Origin of the sequence: Mycobacterium kyogaense (assembly GCF_036946525.1) — a bacterium.
GTDB classification, from domain to species: Bacteria; Actinomycetota; Actinomycetes; order Mycobacteriales; family Mycobacteriaceae; genus Mycobacterium; species Mycobacterium kyogaense_A.
The window spans coordinates 20,425-36,425 of sequence record NZ_JAQIIY010000028.1 but is presented as its reverse complement, the minus strand read 5'-3'; the positions used below and the strand labels follow the sequence as shown (position 1 = coordinate 36,425).

Below are 16,001 nucleotides of genomic sequence, written 5' to 3'. Positions count from 1 at the left end.
CGCGTCTGCTCGCGGCGGACTATTGCCGCGCGGGAGTGGGCAGGCCCGCGATCGCGTGTGCGATGTGGCCGCGCCAGTGCGCGGGCTCGATGCGATGGATCGCCTGGCCGTCAAAGGCGCTGGAGATCACGACGTCTGGGGCGATCTCGGCAAGGACACGGAGGCTCGCGGCGATTGTGGCGGCGTCGGCGGGCGTGTGGAAGCTCTCGATGTAACCGCCGCGCCATTCACCGTCGATGTGGAACAACGTGTCGCCGGTGAAGAGGTACCTGCCGTCGGCGCCGGGCACCAGATAGCAGACGCTGCCCGGTGAATGGCCCGGCGTCGGGATGATCTCGATGCCGTTGGCGTCGACGTAGCGGCCCGTCACCGGCACGTCGACGTGGTGGTGCCTGCTGATCTGGGCGAGATCGCCGGCCGGCGCGTGCAGTGAGGACCCGAACCGCTCGGCGACGCGGGCGAGCGACGGGCCCGCCTCGTCCCGGTGGCTCAGGTAGTGGTGGCGGACACCGCCGAGCTTGTCGAGTCCGTCGAAGTCGGCATCGGTGGCCGGTGAGTAGAACAGGATGTTCGCCGGCGTCCACAGATAGGCGTGGGTGGTGAGCCCGGGAAACGGTGAGTCGGTGCGGGTTTCGTAGAGGTCGCTCAATACGCGTTGCATGCATCAAGGCTGCAACCTCAACGACGCTTCAGGTCAAGCAGTTTCGCGGGAAGAAGTCAGCCCAACTCGGCGAGTTGCTTGACCGTCGGGGCCATCGCATCGATCCACGCCGCGGGGGAGCCCGTCGTCGGCGTGATGATCGCCGTGTCGACACCCAGCGCGGCGTAATCGGCCATGCTGCGGACGAATTCGTCACGCGTCTCAGGCGTGGGCCGGGGAGTGTTCGGCAGGATGGTCTTCTCGATCGAGTCGTAGTCGCGGCCCACGGTGTCGCAGTGCCCACGCAGCACGTCCAGCTTGTGGTGAATGTCAGCCGGCGACGTCGCGAACAGGTTGCACGCGTCGCCGTACTGGGCGACCAGGCGCAGCGTCTTGCGTTCCCCACTTCCGCCGATCAGCACCGGCGGTCGACGGATCGGTTGCGGTGAACAGAGCGTCTCGGCGAGCTGATAGTGCTTGCCCTCGTAGGCTCCGTTGTTGTCCGGGTCCCACATCTGGTCGCAGATCTGCAACGCTTCTTCCAGGCGCTCGAACCGCTCGGCCAGCGGCGGATACGGCACGCCGAGACCGTGGTGCTCGCGTTCGAACCACGCCGCGCCGATTCCGAGCGTCGCCCTGCCTTCGGAGAGAACGTCGAGCGTGGTGACGATCTTGGCCAGCAGACCCGGGTGCCGGTAGGTCACACCGGTGACGAGCAGGCCGAGCCGCACCGACGAGGTGTGCCCCGCGAGGTACCCCAGCGTCGTGTAGCCCTCGAGCATGTTGGACTCGGCGGGCAGCCCTGTCGGCTCGATCTGGAAGAAGTGGTCCATGAACGACAGCCAGCTGATCCCTGCCTCCTCGACAGCGGATCCGACGCGGGCCAACTCGGGAGCGATTGCGGTGGTGCCGCCGTCGATGTCGAAAATCGGTACGTGGATTCCAAGGTCCATATCGGCTACAAGACTGTGCCCGCCGTCACCATTCCCGTCTGGCAGCAACTCGATGGCGGTGTCAGGGTCCGCCAAGCCCGGGCACGATGTCCTCGAGCCGGAACGTCACCGGCCGGTCGATCTGGTCGAACGTGCACGAGCGGGGCTCGCGGTCGGGCCGCCACCGGTTGAACTGCGCCATGTGCCGAAACCGCGTCCCCTCCATGTGTTCGTAGCGGACTTCCACGACGCGCTCGGGACGCAGCGGTACGAACGACAGGTCCTTGCCCGCGTTCCACCGTGAGCCGCCGCCGTAGCGGCGCACCACATCCGGGTCGACGTGCGCGGCCCAGTTCCACGGATGTTCGTCGAACGTCGTCACCAGCGGCTGTAGTTCGTCGAACAGCGCGCGCCGTCGCGCCATCGGGAACGCGCCGATCACCCCGACCGACGCCAGCGATCCGTCGTCGGCGTAGAGCCCGAGCAGCAGCGAGCCGATCGCGTCGGGCCCGGACTTGTGCAGGCGATACCCCGCCACCACACAGTCGGCGGTTCGCTGATGCTTGATCTTGAACATCACGCGCTTGGCGGGCTGGTAGGTGACCTCGGGCGGTTTGGCGATCACGCCGTCGAGCCCTGCCCCCTCGAACGCCGAGAACCAGCGCTCGGCGGTGTCCAGATCCGTGGTCGCCGGTGTCAGGTGAAACACCGGCCCCACTCCTGCCAGCACGTCGACGAGCGAGGCCCTCCGCTCGGCGAACGGATGCCCCGTCAGGTCGTCGTCACCGAGGGCCAACAGATCGAAGGCGATGAACGCGGCGGGCGTCTGTGAGGCCAGCATCCGAACCCGCGAGGCGGCCGGATGTAGCCGCAGCTGCAGCGCCTCAAAATCGAGGCCGTGCCCCGTCGCGATGACGATCTCGCCGTCGATCACGCAGCGCGGCGGCAGTTCGGTCCGCGCGGCGTCGGCGATCTCGGGGAAGTAGCGCGTCATCGGCCGAACGTTCCGGCTGCCCAGTTCGACGTCGTCGCCGTCGCGGAACAGGATCGAGCGGAACCCGTCCCACTTCGGCTCGTACCACGCCCCGGGCGGGATCTCGGTGACCGACTTCGCCAGCATCGGCGAGACGGGCGGCATCACGGGCAACTGCACCCGCCCAGTGTCGCTGACGGGCCGGCGGCCCTACTTCTTGCGCCCTACCAGCGCGTCGACGGGATCCGGTGCGCCGTCGCGCCCGCGCACCACCCGGAACGCGACGAACCCGACGACCAGCGTCAGCACGACGAAGATGAGTGCGAAGTACTGCAGGAACAACGAGTCGCCTGCGGGGTTGTAGACCTCCTGCCTGGGCCAGCCGATGTTGACCACCAGCAGACCGCCCATCGCGACGGCGACCAGATTGACCGGAATGCCCCAGCGGCCCAGGTCCATGATCGGCTTCCCGTGCGACAGGCTCGTCCCGCGGAGCCGGTGCACCAGTGCGGGGACGGTGACCATCAGGTAGGCGAGGTAGACGATGACCACCGACACCGACGCGATGGCGGCGAACACACTGGCCTGGCCGAGGTTGACCAACAGGACGAGAATCGCCAGCGCGCTGACCGAGATGCCGGTGATCACCGGGGTTCCGGTCCGCCTGTTGACACGAGCGAGGAACGAGCCGAGCGGCAACCGATTGTCGCGGGCCATGGAGAACATCACCCGCGACGCCGACGCCTGGATGGCCAGCGTCGCCGAGAAGATCGCAACCGCCACCAGGCCCAGCAGGGTCTTGCCGAGCCACGTGTCGAGCTGGCTCTCGATCACCCACGCCATACCGCCGTGGGCCAGGTCGTCGCCGAGTTCCGGAGCCGACATCAGCGCGGCGAGAATCATCAGCCCACCGCCGACGAAGGAGACGAGCAGGGCCATGACGATTGCCTTCGGCGCGGTGCGGCGTGGATCGCGGGTCTCTTCCGAAAGCTCTGCGGCGCTGTCGAATCCGTACATGACGTAGGCGGCCATCAGCATCGAGGCGAGGAACGCCGGCAGGTAGGCCACACCGCTGCCGTGGCCGCCGGTGTCGGCGACGGCCTGCACCGGGCCGCGCTCGGCGGTCAGGAACATCGCGCCGATGATCAGCACGACGCCGATGATCTCCAGCGTCACCCCGGTGACGGTGATGCGGGCCATGAACCGTACGCCCGCGGCACTGATGATCGTGCAGAGCACGATCGTGACCGCGCCCAGGATGATGCCGTTGGTGGCGCCGTCGACCGACAGCGGATCCATATCGGAGCCCACCACCTGGAAACCGCTCCAGATGGGCGGCAGCACCGTCTGCATTGCGATCGCCAGCGCCGCGATCGACACGATGTAACCGATGAGCATGAACCACCCGGCGAACCAGCCGATCGCGTTGCCGGCGAGCCGGCGGGACCACTGGTAGATCGCGCCGGCGACCGGGAACTTGCCGGACAGCTCGGCGAACACCAGGCATACGCAGAACTGGCAGACGAACACGATGGGCCAGGTGAAGAAGAAGGCCGGGCCGCCGAGTGCGAAGCCGAGCGGGAAGAACGCGAACACGGTGGTCAGGATCGACACGAAGGAGAAGCCGCTGGCGAACGAGGCGTAGCCGCCGATGCCGCGATGCAGTTCCTGGGTGTAGCCGAGTTCTTCCAGCGTGGAGGCGTCCTCCGCGGAGGAGATGGCGGGGTCGTAGCCGGCGGTCATGGCGCTCCTGACATGAGACATTCCTGTCGTGCGACAGAAACGTACAAAGCCATCGTGTGCTGGCCGTTTCGGTTGTGTCACGGCTGTGTGACCGGAGCCTGGACAGGTCACAATCGACTCCATGCCGCCCGCTCATGATCTCGCGCAGAGCGTCGCCGCGCTCGACGACTGCGCCGACGAGGCGGGCCTGCGTGCCGAGATGACCCGCGCGGCGGACGGCCTGACCCGTCGGCCCGAACAGTCGCAGGCGTGGTCGGCGGTGCTGCGCCACGCCGTGGCCGCGGGGGTGCGCCTGGTCGAACCGGCGGACTGGACGTGGTTCGTCTCGGGCAGCGTGGCCCGTGGCGAGGCCGTCCCGGGGTCCGACGTCGAGTCGATGGTGATGCTCGGCGACGACGTCGGCGATGCCGGCAAGACTGACCTCCTCGCGCGGGCGGCGCAGGTGCACGCGCTGCTGGAACGCTGCGGGGTCGGGGGCGACGCCAACGGTGTGCTGGCCAGCCGGGCGCGGTTCTGCCGCAGGCAGCGCAGCTGGGTCGAGGGCATCGAGCGCTGGGCCGGTGAGCCCGAGCACGACCGCGGGGTGGTGATGACGGGGCTGGTGGCCGACGCGTCCTGTCTGTCGGCGGCCGAGGACACGCTGCGGGTGTCGGCGGGCGCGGCGGCGAGCCGGCACTACGCGGTCCGCCAGGCGATGCTGCAGGACGCCACGTCGGTGCGCGCGACGGTTCCGTCACGGCTGCGTGTGTTCGTCAGCGCAGGGGACTCGGTCGACGTCAAGCGCGCGGTGCTGGATCCGGTGGTCAAGATCGCGCGCTGGGCGGCCCTGTCGGTCGGCTCGACCGCGTTGGCCACCCGGCAGCGGTTGACCGACGGTGCCGCTGGTGGGGTGTTGGACGACGACGATGCCGCGACGCTGGACGACTGCCACCGGTGGTTGATGACGTTCCGATGGCAGGGCCGCATCGCCGACGTACGTAGCCGGGATGTCATCGCGCTGGGAGACCTCTCCCCGCAGGATCGCGCCGGGCTGCGCAGCGTCGCCCGCGACGTGTCCGGGGTGATGCGGAAACTGTCGTACCTGTCCTCGATTTCGGCGTTCGCCGACCGCCGATGAACTCCGAGGAGGTGGTCGCGACGACGGTCGCCGTGCACCGGATCGAGGGCTGGTGTCCCGACACCGAGCACCTCGACGCACTCACCGCGATCGTGCGGGGTGAGTTGCTCTGCGACGACCATCTGACGGCCTATCGGCACCGGCATCCTCCGCCGAGCCCCCAGCGGCGGCGGCTGAGAATCGGCCGACCTGCGCCCTACCTGATCCCGGGAACGTCGTTGCTGCGCAACGAATTCGGGGTGACCACCTCCGAGGCCCTCGCCGATCTGGAGTACATGACGTCCGCGGCGCGGATGGTGGAGTGGCTGTGCCGCCAGCCCGGTACCGACCCGCTCGATGCCCGCGATATCCATCGCCACCTGTTCGGCGGGGTGTACTCCTGGGCGGGACACTACCGAACCGTCGACATACGCCGCGGCAAGCACTCTTTCGGCTCGGTGTCGTCGATCAGCGATGCGATGGAGGCGGTGCACGCGCGAGCGCAGCAGCTGACAGGCGACGACCACGATGCGCCGCGGATGGCCTACGAGCTTGCGCGAATCTATGCCGACTACAACCAGATTCATCCGTTCCGGGAGGGCAACGGGCGGGCTGGCGCGCTGTTGCTCCTGGGTATCGCGGCGCGCTGCGGGCGGCATCTCGACTTCAGCGGGATCGTGCGTGCCGACTGGTATGCGGCGGCGATCGACAGCATGCCGCTGCGCCGCGACGGTCAGGCCAGCCACCGGCCTTTCCTGTATCTGCTGAATCGGGCCATGCGTTGAGCGCATGATGGAGGCATGCTCCGATTCGCTGTGTGCGTGCCGGTGGCCCTCCTGCTCGCGGCCCCCTGCGCGGCTCAGCCGCGATTCGGGTCTGCGGCGGCCGTCATCGACGAACTCAAGGACCAGGGGTACGACGTCGCGATCAACTGGGTCAGCGGCGTCAGTAGCCGTCCGCTGTCGGAGTGCCGCGCGCTGGGCGTACACAATCCGGATCTGACCGGCCCGCCTCCGCAGACGTTCACGACGGTGTACGTCGACGTGTCCTGCCCGAATGACCACGATGACGGCGGCGTCTGGATCGAGGGCGGCCCGGGCGGGATCGGGGTCGGCATCGGCAACTGAGCGCCATGACGACAGCGATGACATTGTCTGGGTACTCGGGTCTACGTGAGTATGGATGCCATGGACCTGCCCGTGATGCCGCCGCTGGAGCCGATGCTGGCGAAGGCGCAGAAGGCGGTTCCCGCCGACGCTGGGGTGTGGTCTTATGAGCCGAAGTGGGACGGATTCCGCGCGTTGGTGTTCCGCGACGGCGACGAGGTGGTGCTGCTGTCTCGCAGCGGTAAAGACCTGGCCCGCTACTTCCCCGAGGTGCTCGACGCGGTGCGCGACGAGTTGGCGCCGCGCTGCGTGCTCGACGGGGAGATCGTCGTCCCCCGCGACGTCGGCGGGCGCGTGAGGCTGGATTGGGAGTCGCTGAGCCAACGCATCCATCCCGCGGACTCCCGTGTCCGGATGTTGTCGGAGCAGACACCGGCGCACTTCATCGGCTTCGATGCCCTGGCCGTCGGTGACACCTCGCTGCTGAAGGAACCGTTCCGAACCCGGCGAGAAGCCCTGATCGACGCGGTCAACGAAAAGCAGTGGTGTCACGTCACCCGGACGACCGAGGATCCCGAGCTGGGCACCCGGTGGCTGCAGGAGTTCGAGGGGGCGGGGCTGGACGGTGTGATCGCCAAACGACTCGACGGTGTCTATCTGCCGGGCAAGCGCGAGATGGTGAAGGTCAAGCATGCCCGCGATGCGGACTGCGTGGCGATCGGATACCGAATTCACAAGAGCGGAGAGGGAATCGGCTCGATCCTGCTCGGCCTGTACCGCGAGGACGGCGAGCTGCAGATGGTGGGCGGGGCTGCCTCGTTCACCGCGAAGGCGCGGCTGTCACTGCTGGCCGACCTCGAGCCGCTGCGCCTCGGCGACGACGTCCGCGACGGAGAGCCCAGCCGGTGGAACTCCGCGGCCGACAAGCGCTGGATTCCGGTGCGACCCGAGCGGGTCTGTGAGGTCGCCTACGACCAGATGGAAGGCGACCGCTTCCGTCACGCCGTCTCGTTTCGCCGGTGGCGCCGCGACCGTGACCCGGCCAGCTGCACGTTCGACCAGCTCGACGTGCCGGCGACCTACGACCTCTACGACGTCCTGGAGTCCTCCGGGGCGAGCGAAGCGACGGGGGAGGGGAATTGATGCCCAGTCCCGCAACCGAACTCGATGTCGACGGGGTGAAGGTCCGGCTGACCAATCCCGACAAACCCTACTTTCCGCAGCTGGGCGCCGACGGTACCAAGGGCACACTCGTCGAGTACTACCTGTCGGTGGCCGATCGCATGGTGGCACTGCTGCGGGATCGCCCGGTGCACCTGCAGCGCTTCCCGGACGGCATCGACGGCGAGGAGATCTACCAGAAGCGGGTACCGCAGAAGCACCCCGACTACCTCGAAACCTGCACGGTCACCTTCCCGTCCGGCCGCACCGCCGACGCGCTGAAGATCACCCACCCGTCGGCGATCGCCTGGGCAGCGCAGATGGGTTCGGTGACGCTGCATCCGTGGCAGGTGCGCTGCCCCGACACCGAACATCCCGACGAGCTGCGCATCGATCTGGACCCGCAGCCGGGCACCGGGTTCGCCGAGGCTGCCGCGGTCGCGGTCGACGTGCTCAAACCGCTGCTCGACGAGCTCGGGCTGGTGGGCTATCCGAAGACCTCGGGCGGGCGCGGCGTGCACGTCTTCCTGCGCATCGCCCCCGAGTGGGATTTCATCGCGGTGCGCCGGGCGGGTATCGCGCTGGCCCGTGAGGTGGAACGCCGCGCGCCCGACGCGGGTGACGACGTCGTGGTGGAAAGAGGAGCGGGGGGAGCGGTTGTTCATCGACTACAACCAGAACGCCCGTGACCGCACCTTCGCCTCCCCGTATTCGGTGCGCAAGACGCCGATCGCGACGGTGTCGACGCCGCTGACGTGGGACGAGCTGCGCACCGCCGACCCCGACGACTACACCATGCTCACCGTGCCCGACTTCGTCGCCGGCCGGCCCGACCCGTGGGCCGACATCGACGCCGTCGCGCAGCGAATCGACACACTGCTGGACATGGTGAAAGCCGACGAGGAGCGCGGGCTCGGCGACCTGCCCTACCCGCCCAGCTATCCGAAGATGCCGGGCGAACCGCCGCGCGTGCAGCCGAGCAAGAAGGTCGCCGCACACTGGGATGACGAGGGCAACCCGGTCACGTAACCGCAAGGGCGACAGTGAGTTCGGCAATTGCCCGCGGGTCCTGCAACCTCTCGCCGTAGGCGTCCCGGAGCTGCCGCAGGCGATACCGGATCGTCGACGGCGAGACGAACAGCTCGGCGGCGACGTCCTCGCGGCGGCCGTGATGGAGCAACCAGGACCGCAGCGTCTCGACGAGTCGGTCCCGCGTTCGATCAGGGAACCCCGCCAACGGTGCCAGCGCCCGCGTGCGCAGATCGGCGAGCGCGTCGGCGTCGGCACTGACGACCAGCTCCGGGAGGAACTCGTCGGTGTCGAGGACGCCGACGGCGTCCAGCCCGCGCAGCGCTGCGGCCCGCACCGCCCGTCGAACCGACGACCGCGCCGTCTGCCACGGCGTCGCGGGTCCCACGACCGCGTTCGTCGATTCCAGCGACAGCAGGAACGGTGCGCGCGCCGTCCCACCGACATCGCAGACCAGGAGGACGTGCTCACCGGTGGCCACATCGACGGCGTCCTCGGGCACGTTCAGCGTGCGTGGATCGGCGGATATCGCGGCGTGCCGCCGGCTCGTCAGCACGACCGCGGTGAGTGTGCGTGGGGTGATCCAGTTCGCCTCGGCCGCAGCGCGTTCCAACTCTTCCGTGGGCGCGCCGCTCAAGACCAGACGAACCAACCGTTCGCGTTGCCGCTCGCGGGCCAACCCTGATTTGGCCTGCTCCTCGGCGTAACCCGCCACCCCGGCCGCCGAGATCTGGTCCAGGTAGGCGAAGAACATCTCGGCGAACGCGCTGATCTGGTCGCGGTCGATGCCGTCACGAACGGCGAGGGAGCTCCAATCGCGCCACAGTTCACGCGCCCCCACCCGGTAGGCCGCCAACTGCACTTCGGTGGGTCGACCGTTGCGGGCTTCTCGCCGGCCGAAGCGGTAGGCGGTGTCCAGCACGTCCTGCATCGGCACGGCCGTGAGCGGTTCGGTCGACGCGTGCAACTGGTCGAGCAGGGCACCCAACAGCTGGTCGGCCGACGCGTCGATGACCGGGCGCCACGACTCCTCGGCGGCGGCCGCGAGCGCAGGAACCTCGGCGATGACGGCCAGCACCATGCGGTCGATGAGGGCGGGCAGCCCCGTCCGCATCGCGGCGAGCGTGTGCGGCGGTAGTCCGACGATTCGCGTTCCCGGGGTCGGCAGCTCGGGCATGCCGACGACTGTACGGGCTCTACAGACCGCGATTGCCCGCATGGGGCAAATTCCACGGGGAAGATTGGACGTCCGGGGCGAGATCATGACCGCAGGGGTGAAGAACAATGGAGGCATGACGATTTCCCCGACCATGCCCGGTGGTGGGACCAGCCGGGAGGACATCTCGCTGCGCCTCCTGAAGGGCTCGGCCAAGAAGTCCTACGAACCCGTCGTCGACATCGACTGGGATGCCCCGCTGGCCGACGACAAGTACTTCGTCCCACCGCACATGTCGTCGCTGTACGGCACGCCGCTGTGGGAGCAGATGTCCGAGCAGCAACGCATCGAGTTGTCCCGGCAGGAGTTCGTCAACTACCTGTCGATGGGGATCTGGTTCGAGAACATGCTCAATCAGTCCCTGCTGCGGGGGATGATCCATTCCTCACCGACGGCGCACAGCACCTTCTACGAGCTGACGGAGCTGGGTGACGAGGCCCGCCACATGCTGATGTTCGGCAGAGCCATCGAGCGGTTGGGCATCGAGCCTTTCTGGCCCACGGGATACGCGGCGCGCCGCGTCAACGCCATGGCCTTCGTGTTCCGCGGCCCGATGCTGTGGATCGCAGCGCTGGTCGGGGAAGAGATCTTCGATGCGCTGCAACGCAGGATCCTCGAGGACGGTGAGGACGTGCAGCCGCTGGTGCAGCGGGTGATGCGCATCCACGTCACCGAGGAGGCCCGCCACATCCAATTCGCCCGCGACGGCATCCGGCGCGACATGCCCACCCTGTCGCCGCGCATGCGCAGGCTGCTGGCCAACCTGCACGGCCTCGGCGCGCGGCTCTACTTCCAGAACTTCACCCGCCGCGGCCTGTACCAACGCGTGGGCCTCGACGCCGCCGAAGCGCAGCGACAAGCCCGCGCCAACAAGAACTTCCACGCGGTGCAGCGAACCGGTTTCGCATCGCTGAGCGAGTTCCTCGACGACGTCGGACTGATGGGGCCGGTTGCCCGCCGGATGTGGAAGCGCAGCCACTTCCTGTGATCGACATGGGTGAGGGTCAGGTTGCCGGCCGGCCAGGCTACGACGGACCGGCCAGCCTGGTCGTCGGCGACACACGTCATGTCGTACGAGTGCGGTTGACGGGCTCGATCAACCCGTTCGACGGCCGCTACCACTGGCAGGGCACCGTGTTCGACGCGCCCCCGGAGGTCCGGTCGGGTAGCGCGGCGGCACGCTTGTGCGTGGCCGACGACGATGTGGTCGCCCGCCTCGTGGAGCGCACGGCGGGTGGGCACCTGATGATCAGCGGAGTCGGCCGGCCACCTTTTCCGCTCTGACCCCGCGGGCTATCGCGTCGCGCAGTGACCGCAGTCGCTACCCTGCCCAAGTGACCTTCCGCAAACTCCTCGCCGCGCTGGCGATCTTCGGGGTGCTGGCCAGCGGCGTCGGCATTGCGTCGCTGGTGCTGGTCACCAAGTCCGACCAGCAGGCCGCAGCGCCGAGCCGCACACCGCCCGCGCCGCCACCGCCCTCGGTGCCCACGGTCAAGGAATTCCTGATCGGGGTCACGGTGACCAACCAGGCCTGCCAGCCGAACGGACCGTGCGTCTACACCTACACGATCGAACCCAAATACGTTGGGCTCCATCCTTTCCCGGAGACACCCTTCGCCGTCGAATACGAGGTCACCGGTGGCACCGCGCCGCAGCCGGGCAGGTTCACCGTCCAGGGCGAGAAGGCGGAGATCTTCAAAGACGTCCAGATCGAGGGGCCGCCGGGGGCGCGCCTGTCGGTGAACGTGCTGCGCGTCGTCGAGGAACCACCGCCTCCGCCGCCGCCACCCGGTGCGCCGCCGCCTGCGCCGGCACCCGCCCCGCCGGCGCCGCAGCCGTGACCGAACCGCAGCGGAGCCCCTGGGTCCGCAACTTCAACCCCGCCCCGGCAGCGCGGCTGCGCCTGGTGTGCTTCCCGCACGCCGGCGGATCGGCCAGCTACTACTTCCCGCTGTCGCGGGCGCTGTCCCCGGAATTCGACGTCTTCGCCCTGCAGTACCCGGGGCGCCAAGACCGGTACAAGGAGCCGTTCGTCGAGACGATCGACGAGATGGCCGACCGGATCACCGTCGAGCTCGCCGCGGTGCCTGCCGGTCCGGTGGCGTTCTTCGGGCACAGCATGGGGGCAGTTCTCGCTTTCGAGGTCACCCGCAGGCTGGAGGCCGCGCAGGGACGCGCGCCGGTGACGATCTTCGCCTCCGGTTCGCGTGCCCCCAGCCGCTACGGAGACGAGCGTGACCACAAGGACGACGGCGAACTCGTCGACGTGATGCGCCAACTCGGCGGTACCGATCCGCGGGTGCTGGAGAACCAGGAGATGCTCGAGACGTTCCTGCCGGCGTTCCGCAACGACTACCGCGCGCTGCAGGCCTACCACCGCGGCACCGAGATCGGCGTCGGTGCTCCCGTGGTCGTGATGGCGGCGACCGACGATCCCAAGACCAGCGTCGCCGACGCGTCAGCGTGGCACGAGCACACCTCTGCAGGAGGGTCCGTGCACACGTTCTCGGGCGGGCACTTCTATCTGGAGAAGCAGCCGCAGCAGGTGATCGAGGTCATCGCTTCGACGCTGCGGGCGCTGCCGGGCTGACCTCGGTCACGACCCCGGAGTGAGCACCGCCTTGCCGGTGCGCGTCCCACCGCTGCGGTCGATCCAGGTGAGGTCGACGACGTCGCCGGGATAGTGCCGGTCGAGCAGCGCCGGCAGCGATTTCGACGAGTCGAGCCGCACCCCGTCGACGGAGATCAACAGGTCGCCGTCGGCCAGACCGGCCTGTTCGGCGGGACCGCCACGCAGCACCTCCTGGATGACAACGCCCGATTCGCCGCGGTCGGCCGCGCGGATACCGACGCCCAGCAGGACCGGCGGTCCGATGTGCACGCTGTCCGACGCCGCGCCGGCGCGGATCTGGTTGGCGATCGACATCGCGTCGTTGATCGGGATCGCGAAGCCCTTGCCGCCCGGGCCCATCCGGAAGTTCACCGACGCGGCCGTGGTGATGCCGACGACCTCGCCGTTGCCGTTGACGACGGGACCGCCCGAATCACCTGCGCGCACGGGCGCGGCGAACTCGATCAGGCCGGTGATCTCCTCGCTGGAGCCGGTCAGGCTGTCCTCGGCGTTCACGGTCTGACCGAACGCGGTGAACGTGCCGGTCTCGCGGGTCAGTGGGGCCTGCGTGCCGGAAGCGTTGCCGAGCGCGACGACGGGTTCACCGGGGACCAGGACGTTGGAGTCGCCGATGCGGGCCGGGGGGAGCCCGCCGGCACCTTGCAGCTGCAGGACGGCGACGTCGCGCTTGCGGTCGTAGCCGACCAGGGTGGCGGGGTAGGCGCGCCCGTTGACGGTGCCGGTGATGCTGTCAGCGCCCTGGACGACGTGGAAGTTGGTCAGCACCTGGCCACCCGGGTCAATCACGAAGCCGGTACCTGCGCCGATGACGCCCTGGTAGTTGACCTGCGTGTCGATCCGCACCACCGACGGCTCGACCTGTGTCGAGACTGCGACGAGGTCGGTGGGGGCGGCGGCTGCCGGCGCCACCGGGGCGACGAACGCCAGCACTGCGGTCATTGCGGCCAGCGCGAACTTCAGCCGGGGAAAGGAACCCATAACAACTAATAGTGGCTGTCGGACGAGCTGCTGTCGAACGAGATCGTGCTTGCTCAGTCCTCGACCGCCACAGAGCCGCGGGTGCGGCGACGCTTGCTGAGCAGCGTTCCCTTGCCGCTCGGGCGCTTGTTTTGGAGCTTGCCGGTGGCGTCGGAGTCTTCGGAATCGTTCGCATCGCCGGACTCGTTGGTGGCGTCGGTCGCTTCGGGTTCGGTCGCTGCGGAATCGGCGTCGGCCACCGGTGCGGTCCCCGTCGTCTCGTCATCCGCCGCGTCGTCGACATCCTCTGCGCTGGCCACGTCGTCGGCGCTGTCGTCGTTCTCGTCGGTCGTATCGGCCGTGTCGGCCGTGTCGGCCTTACGACCCCGCCGCGACGTGCGCTGCTTGACCTTCACCGGTTTCGGTGGCGGAGGCGGCAGCTCGGCGACGAAGGCCAGATGGAACGCCAGGAATCCGAGGAGGGCGACAGCCGCGGCCGCTCCGTAGATGCCGAACAACCACTGTCCGGCCCGGTCCAGCGAGATCCAGATCTCGCTGATCGCCGCGCCGATGATGAGAGCCGCGGCCAGCACGTGCAGCACGATCGACGCGGTGCGCAGCCGCAGCGCCGCGTGTGGCACGCCGAATTCGGGCCGACGAGTGCGTTGCAGCGTGAACACGACGGGCAGCGCGGCCAGGCCGATCAGCGCGCCGGTGACGATCCGCAACGCGGTGCCCAGCGTGTGGGAGGTGTCGCCGAGCAGTTCGAACGTGCGGGGGAGGACGAAGAAGAAATAGAGGACACCTGCGGCAACGGCGAACGACACGTGCCAGACCACCGCGACGGTGCGGCCCATACTCCTCCTCGATCGTGGTGCCCGGGGTGCGATGACGTGGGTGAACCGGTCGATCGCACCCCGGGCGAGTGCGGAGGATGCGGGATTTGAACCCGCGAGGGCGTTAACCCAACCCGCGTTCCAGGCGAGCGCCATAGGCCACTAGGCGAATCCTCCGTCGGCAATGGTAACCGACCGCCACGGTGGCTCAGAAAATCTGCCACCCGTTAGACTCCTCGTGGACCCCGCGCGGCGTCCATCCTGTGAACTCCCCCAGGGCCGGAAGGCAGCAAGGGTCAACGGGCTCTGGCGGGTGCGCGGGGTCCCCTTCATGTCACTCACGACGGGAAAGGCGAGCGGTGTCGTTTCAGTCGCTGAGCCGCGAAGAGCTGACTCAGCAGCACGAACTGCAGCAGCGCAACTACGCCGAGCTGCAGGCCAAGAAGCTCCAGCTCGACCTCACCCGCGGCAAGCCGTCGCCGGCCCAGCTCGATCTGTCGAATGGCCTGCTGAGCCTGCCCGGTGAAGACCCGGACGCCTTCCGTGATCCTGACGGCACCGACACCCGCAACTACGGCGGCCTGCACGGCCTTTCCGCGCTGCGCGCCATCTTCGGTGAGCTGCTCGGCATCGGAGTGTCGAACCTGATCGCAGGCAACAACGCCAGCCTCGAGTTCATGCACGACGTCGTCGTCTACTCGCTGCTACACGGCGGTGTCGACTCGCCGCGGCCGTGGATCGACGACCTGCGTGACGGCTCCGGTGTGAAGTTCCTGTGTCCCGCGCCCGGATACGACCGGCACTTCGCGATCACCGAGAGCCTCGGCATCGAGATGATCACGGTGCCGATGCGTGAAGACGGGCCCGATGTCGACCTCATCGAGGAGCTCGTCGCGGCGGACCCCGCGATCAAGGGCATGTGGTGCGTGCCGGTGTACGCCAACCCCACAGGTGCCACCTACTCCTGGGAAGTGGTCCGCCGGCTGGTCCAGATGCCCACGGCAGCAACGGACTTCCGACTCATGTGGGACAACGCCTACATGGTCCACACGCTCACCCACGAGTTCGCCAAGCAGGTCGACGTGCTCGGCCTCGCGGCAGCGGCGAACCATCCGAACCGGCCCCTGGTGTTCGCCTCGACCTCGAAGATCACCTTCGCAGGTGCTGGAGTCAGCTTCTTCGGCGGATCGTTGGGCAACATCGCGTGGTACCTGCAGCACGCGGGCAAGAAGTCGATCGGACCCGACAAGGTCAATCAGCTCCGGCATCTTCGCTTCTTCGGCGACGCCGACGGTGTGCGCCTGCACATGCAACGCCACCAGGAACTGCTCGCGCCCAAGTTCGCGCTCGTCCAGCAGATCCTCGAGGACCGACTGGGTGAGTCCAAGATCGCGTCGTGGACCGACCCCAAGGGCGGCTACTTCGTCAGCCTCGACGTGCTGCCCGGCACCGCCAAGCGCACCGTGGCCCTGGCGAAGGACGCGGGTATCGCCGTGACCGAGGCCGGCGCGTCCTTTCCGTACCGTAAAGACCCGGAGGACACCAACATTCGCATCGCGCCGACATTCCCGGGAATGGCCGATCTGCACGAGGCCATCGACGGCCTCGCCACATGTGCGCTGCTCTCGGCGACCGAGTCGCTGCTGGCGGAGAAGTAGTCGGGGTAGGTCGGTAGCCTGC

Annotated in this window: 16 protein-coding genes, 1 tRNA gene, 1 other RNA gene and 1 pseudogene; 11 read left to right on the top strand and 8 right to left on the bottom strand. The window is 68.4% G+C overall.

Features of this window, described 5'->3' with window-relative positions; genetic code table 11:
- Positions 1 to 19: 19 nt before the first annotated feature.
- The 4 genes from PGN37_RS22050 to PGN37_RS22035 all read right to left on the bottom strand — a co-directional run bounded on the left by PGN37_RS22050 (position 20) and on the right by PGN37_RS22035 (position 4,288).
- Complete coding sequence (locus PGN37_RS22050; protein WP_335333118.1) at positions 20 to 661, bottom strand: MBL fold metallo-hydrolase; 642 nt, start codon at positions 659 to 661, stop codon at positions 20 to 22.
- A gap of 56 nt (positions 662 to 717) precedes the next feature.
- Positions 718 to 1,593 carry an LLM class F420-dependent oxidoreductase gene (locus PGN37_RS22045; RefSeq protein WP_335333117.1) on the bottom strand — a complete coding sequence of 292 codons (876 nt, stop codon included), beginning with the start codon at positions 1,591 to 1,593 and terminating at the stop codon, positions 718 to 720.
- A 61-nt stretch (positions 1,594 to 1,654) separates the two neighbouring features.
- Positions 1,655 to 2,725, bottom strand: coding sequence for an ATP-dependent DNA ligase (locus tag PGN37_RS22040; RefSeq protein ID WP_335333116.1), 1,071 nt, complete (start codon positions 2,723 to 2,725; stop codon positions 1,655 to 1,657).
- Positions 2,726 to 2,755: 30 nt separating this feature from the next.
- Positions 2,756 to 4,288: an amino acid permease gene (locus tag PGN37_RS22035; RefSeq protein ID WP_335333115.1), complete on the bottom strand. Its 1,533-nt coding sequence runs from the start codon at positions 4,286 to 4,288 to the stop codon at positions 2,756 to 2,758.
- A gap of 121 nt (positions 4,289 to 4,409) precedes the next feature.
- Between PGN37_RS22035 and PGN37_RS22030 the strand changes: the two genes are divergently transcribed.
- From PGN37_RS22030 to ligD, 5 genes and pseudogenes are all read left to right on the top strand, one after another.
- Positions 4,410 to 5,405: a putative nucleotidyltransferase substrate binding domain-containing protein gene (locus PGN37_RS22030; protein WP_335333114.1), complete on the top strand. Its 996-nt coding sequence runs from the start codon at positions 4,410 to 4,412 to the stop codon at positions 5,403 to 5,405.
- Positions 5,402 to 6,169: a Fic/DOC family protein gene (locus PGN37_RS22025; RefSeq protein WP_335333113.1), complete on the top strand. Its 768-nt coding sequence runs from the start codon at positions 5,402 to 5,404 to the stop codon at positions 6,167 to 6,169. Before PGN37_RS22030 ends, PGN37_RS22025 begins: the two co-directional genes overlap by 4 nt.
- Before the next feature lie 15 nt (positions 6,170 to 6,184).
- Positions 6,185 to 6,511, top strand: a complete 327-nt coding sequence (locus PGN37_RS22020) for a hypothetical protein (RefSeq protein WP_335333112.1) — start codon at positions 6,185 to 6,187, stop codon at positions 6,509 to 6,511.
- Positions 6,512 to 6,562: 51 nt separating this feature from the next.
- On the top strand, positions 6,563 to 7,633 hold the full coding sequence (locus PGN37_RS22015; RefSeq protein WP_335333169.1) for an ATP-dependent DNA ligase: 1,071 nt from the start codon (positions 6,563 to 6,565) through the stop codon (positions 7,631 to 7,633).
- A pseudogene (ligD, locus tag PGN37_RS22010) lies at positions 7,633 to 8,680 on the top strand (non-homologous end-joining DNA ligase). The gene PGN37_RS22015 and the pseudogene ligD overlap by 1 nt, the downstream one beginning before the upstream one ends.
- Here the strand turns inward: ligD and PGN37_RS22005 are convergent.
- Positions 8,673 to 9,857: a helix-turn-helix domain-containing protein gene (locus PGN37_RS22005; RefSeq protein WP_335333111.1), complete on the bottom strand. Its 1,185-nt coding sequence runs from the start codon at positions 9,855 to 9,857 to the stop codon at positions 8,673 to 8,675. The pseudogene ligD and the gene PGN37_RS22005 sit on opposite strands and share 8 nt — an antisense overlap.
- Positions 9,858 to 9,972: 115 nt before the next feature.
- On the opposite strand from PGN37_RS22005, the gene PGN37_RS22000 reads away from it, so the two are divergent.
- Genes PGN37_RS22000 through PGN37_RS21985 form a run of 4 tightly spaced genes read left to right on the top strand, consistent with a single transcriptional unit; the run spans position 9,973 to position 12,486 of the window.
- Positions 9,973 to 10,884, top strand: a complete 912-nt coding sequence (locus PGN37_RS22000) for an AurF N-oxygenase family protein (RefSeq protein WP_335333110.1) — start codon at positions 9,973 to 9,975, stop codon at positions 10,882 to 10,884.
- Between the two features lie 5 nt (positions 10,885 to 10,889).
- Positions 10,890 to 11,180, top strand: a complete 291-nt coding sequence (locus tag PGN37_RS21995) for a DUF4873 domain-containing protein (protein ID WP_335333109.1) — start codon at positions 10,890 to 10,892, stop codon at positions 11,178 to 11,180.
- A 50-nt stretch (positions 11,181 to 11,230) separates the two neighbouring features.
- Positions 11,231 to 11,737, top strand: coding sequence for a hypothetical protein (locus PGN37_RS21990; protein ID WP_335333108.1), 507 nt, complete (start codon positions 11,231 to 11,233; stop codon positions 11,735 to 11,737).
- A complete protein-coding gene (locus PGN37_RS21985) occupies positions 11,734 to 12,486 on the top strand; it encodes a thioesterase II family protein (protein ID WP_335333107.1) in 753 nt (250 codons plus the stop codon). The genes PGN37_RS21990 and PGN37_RS21985 overlap by 4 nt, the downstream gene beginning before the upstream one ends.
- Positions 12,487 to 12,492: 6 nt before the next feature.
- Here the strand turns inward: PGN37_RS21985 and PGN37_RS21980 are convergent, their stop codons facing one another.
- From PGN37_RS21980 to PGN37_RS21970, 3 genes are all read right to left on the bottom strand, one after another.
- Complete coding sequence (locus PGN37_RS21980) at positions 12,493 to 13,506, bottom strand: S1C family serine protease (RefSeq protein ID WP_335333106.1); 1,014 nt, start codon at positions 13,504 to 13,506, stop codon at positions 12,493 to 12,495.
- Positions 13,507 to 13,559: 53 nt separating this feature from the next.
- Entirely contained in the window at positions 13,560 to 14,342 is a 783-nt protein-coding gene (locus tag PGN37_RS21975) for a hypothetical protein (RefSeq protein WP_335333105.1), read from the bottom strand.
- Between the two features lie 71 nt (positions 14,343 to 14,413).
- Positions 14,414 to 14,498, bottom strand: a tRNA-Ser gene (locus PGN37_RS21970).
- Positions 14,499 to 14,558: 60 nt separating this feature from the next.
- Between PGN37_RS21970 and ffs the strand changes: the two genes are divergently transcribed.
- Together ffs and PGN37_RS21960 are read left to right on the top strand one after the other, a co-directional pair.
- An RNA gene (gene ffs, locus PGN37_RS21965) (signal recognition particle sRNA small type) lies at positions 14,559 to 14,653 on the top strand.
- Positions 14,654 to 14,680: 27 nt separating this feature from the next.
- Complete coding sequence (locus PGN37_RS21960) at positions 14,681 to 15,979, top strand: aminotransferase class I/II-fold pyridoxal phosphate-dependent enzyme (protein ID WP_335333104.1); 1,299 nt, start codon at positions 14,681 to 14,683, stop codon at positions 15,977 to 15,979.
- Positions 15,980 to 16,001 lie beyond the last annotated feature (22 nt).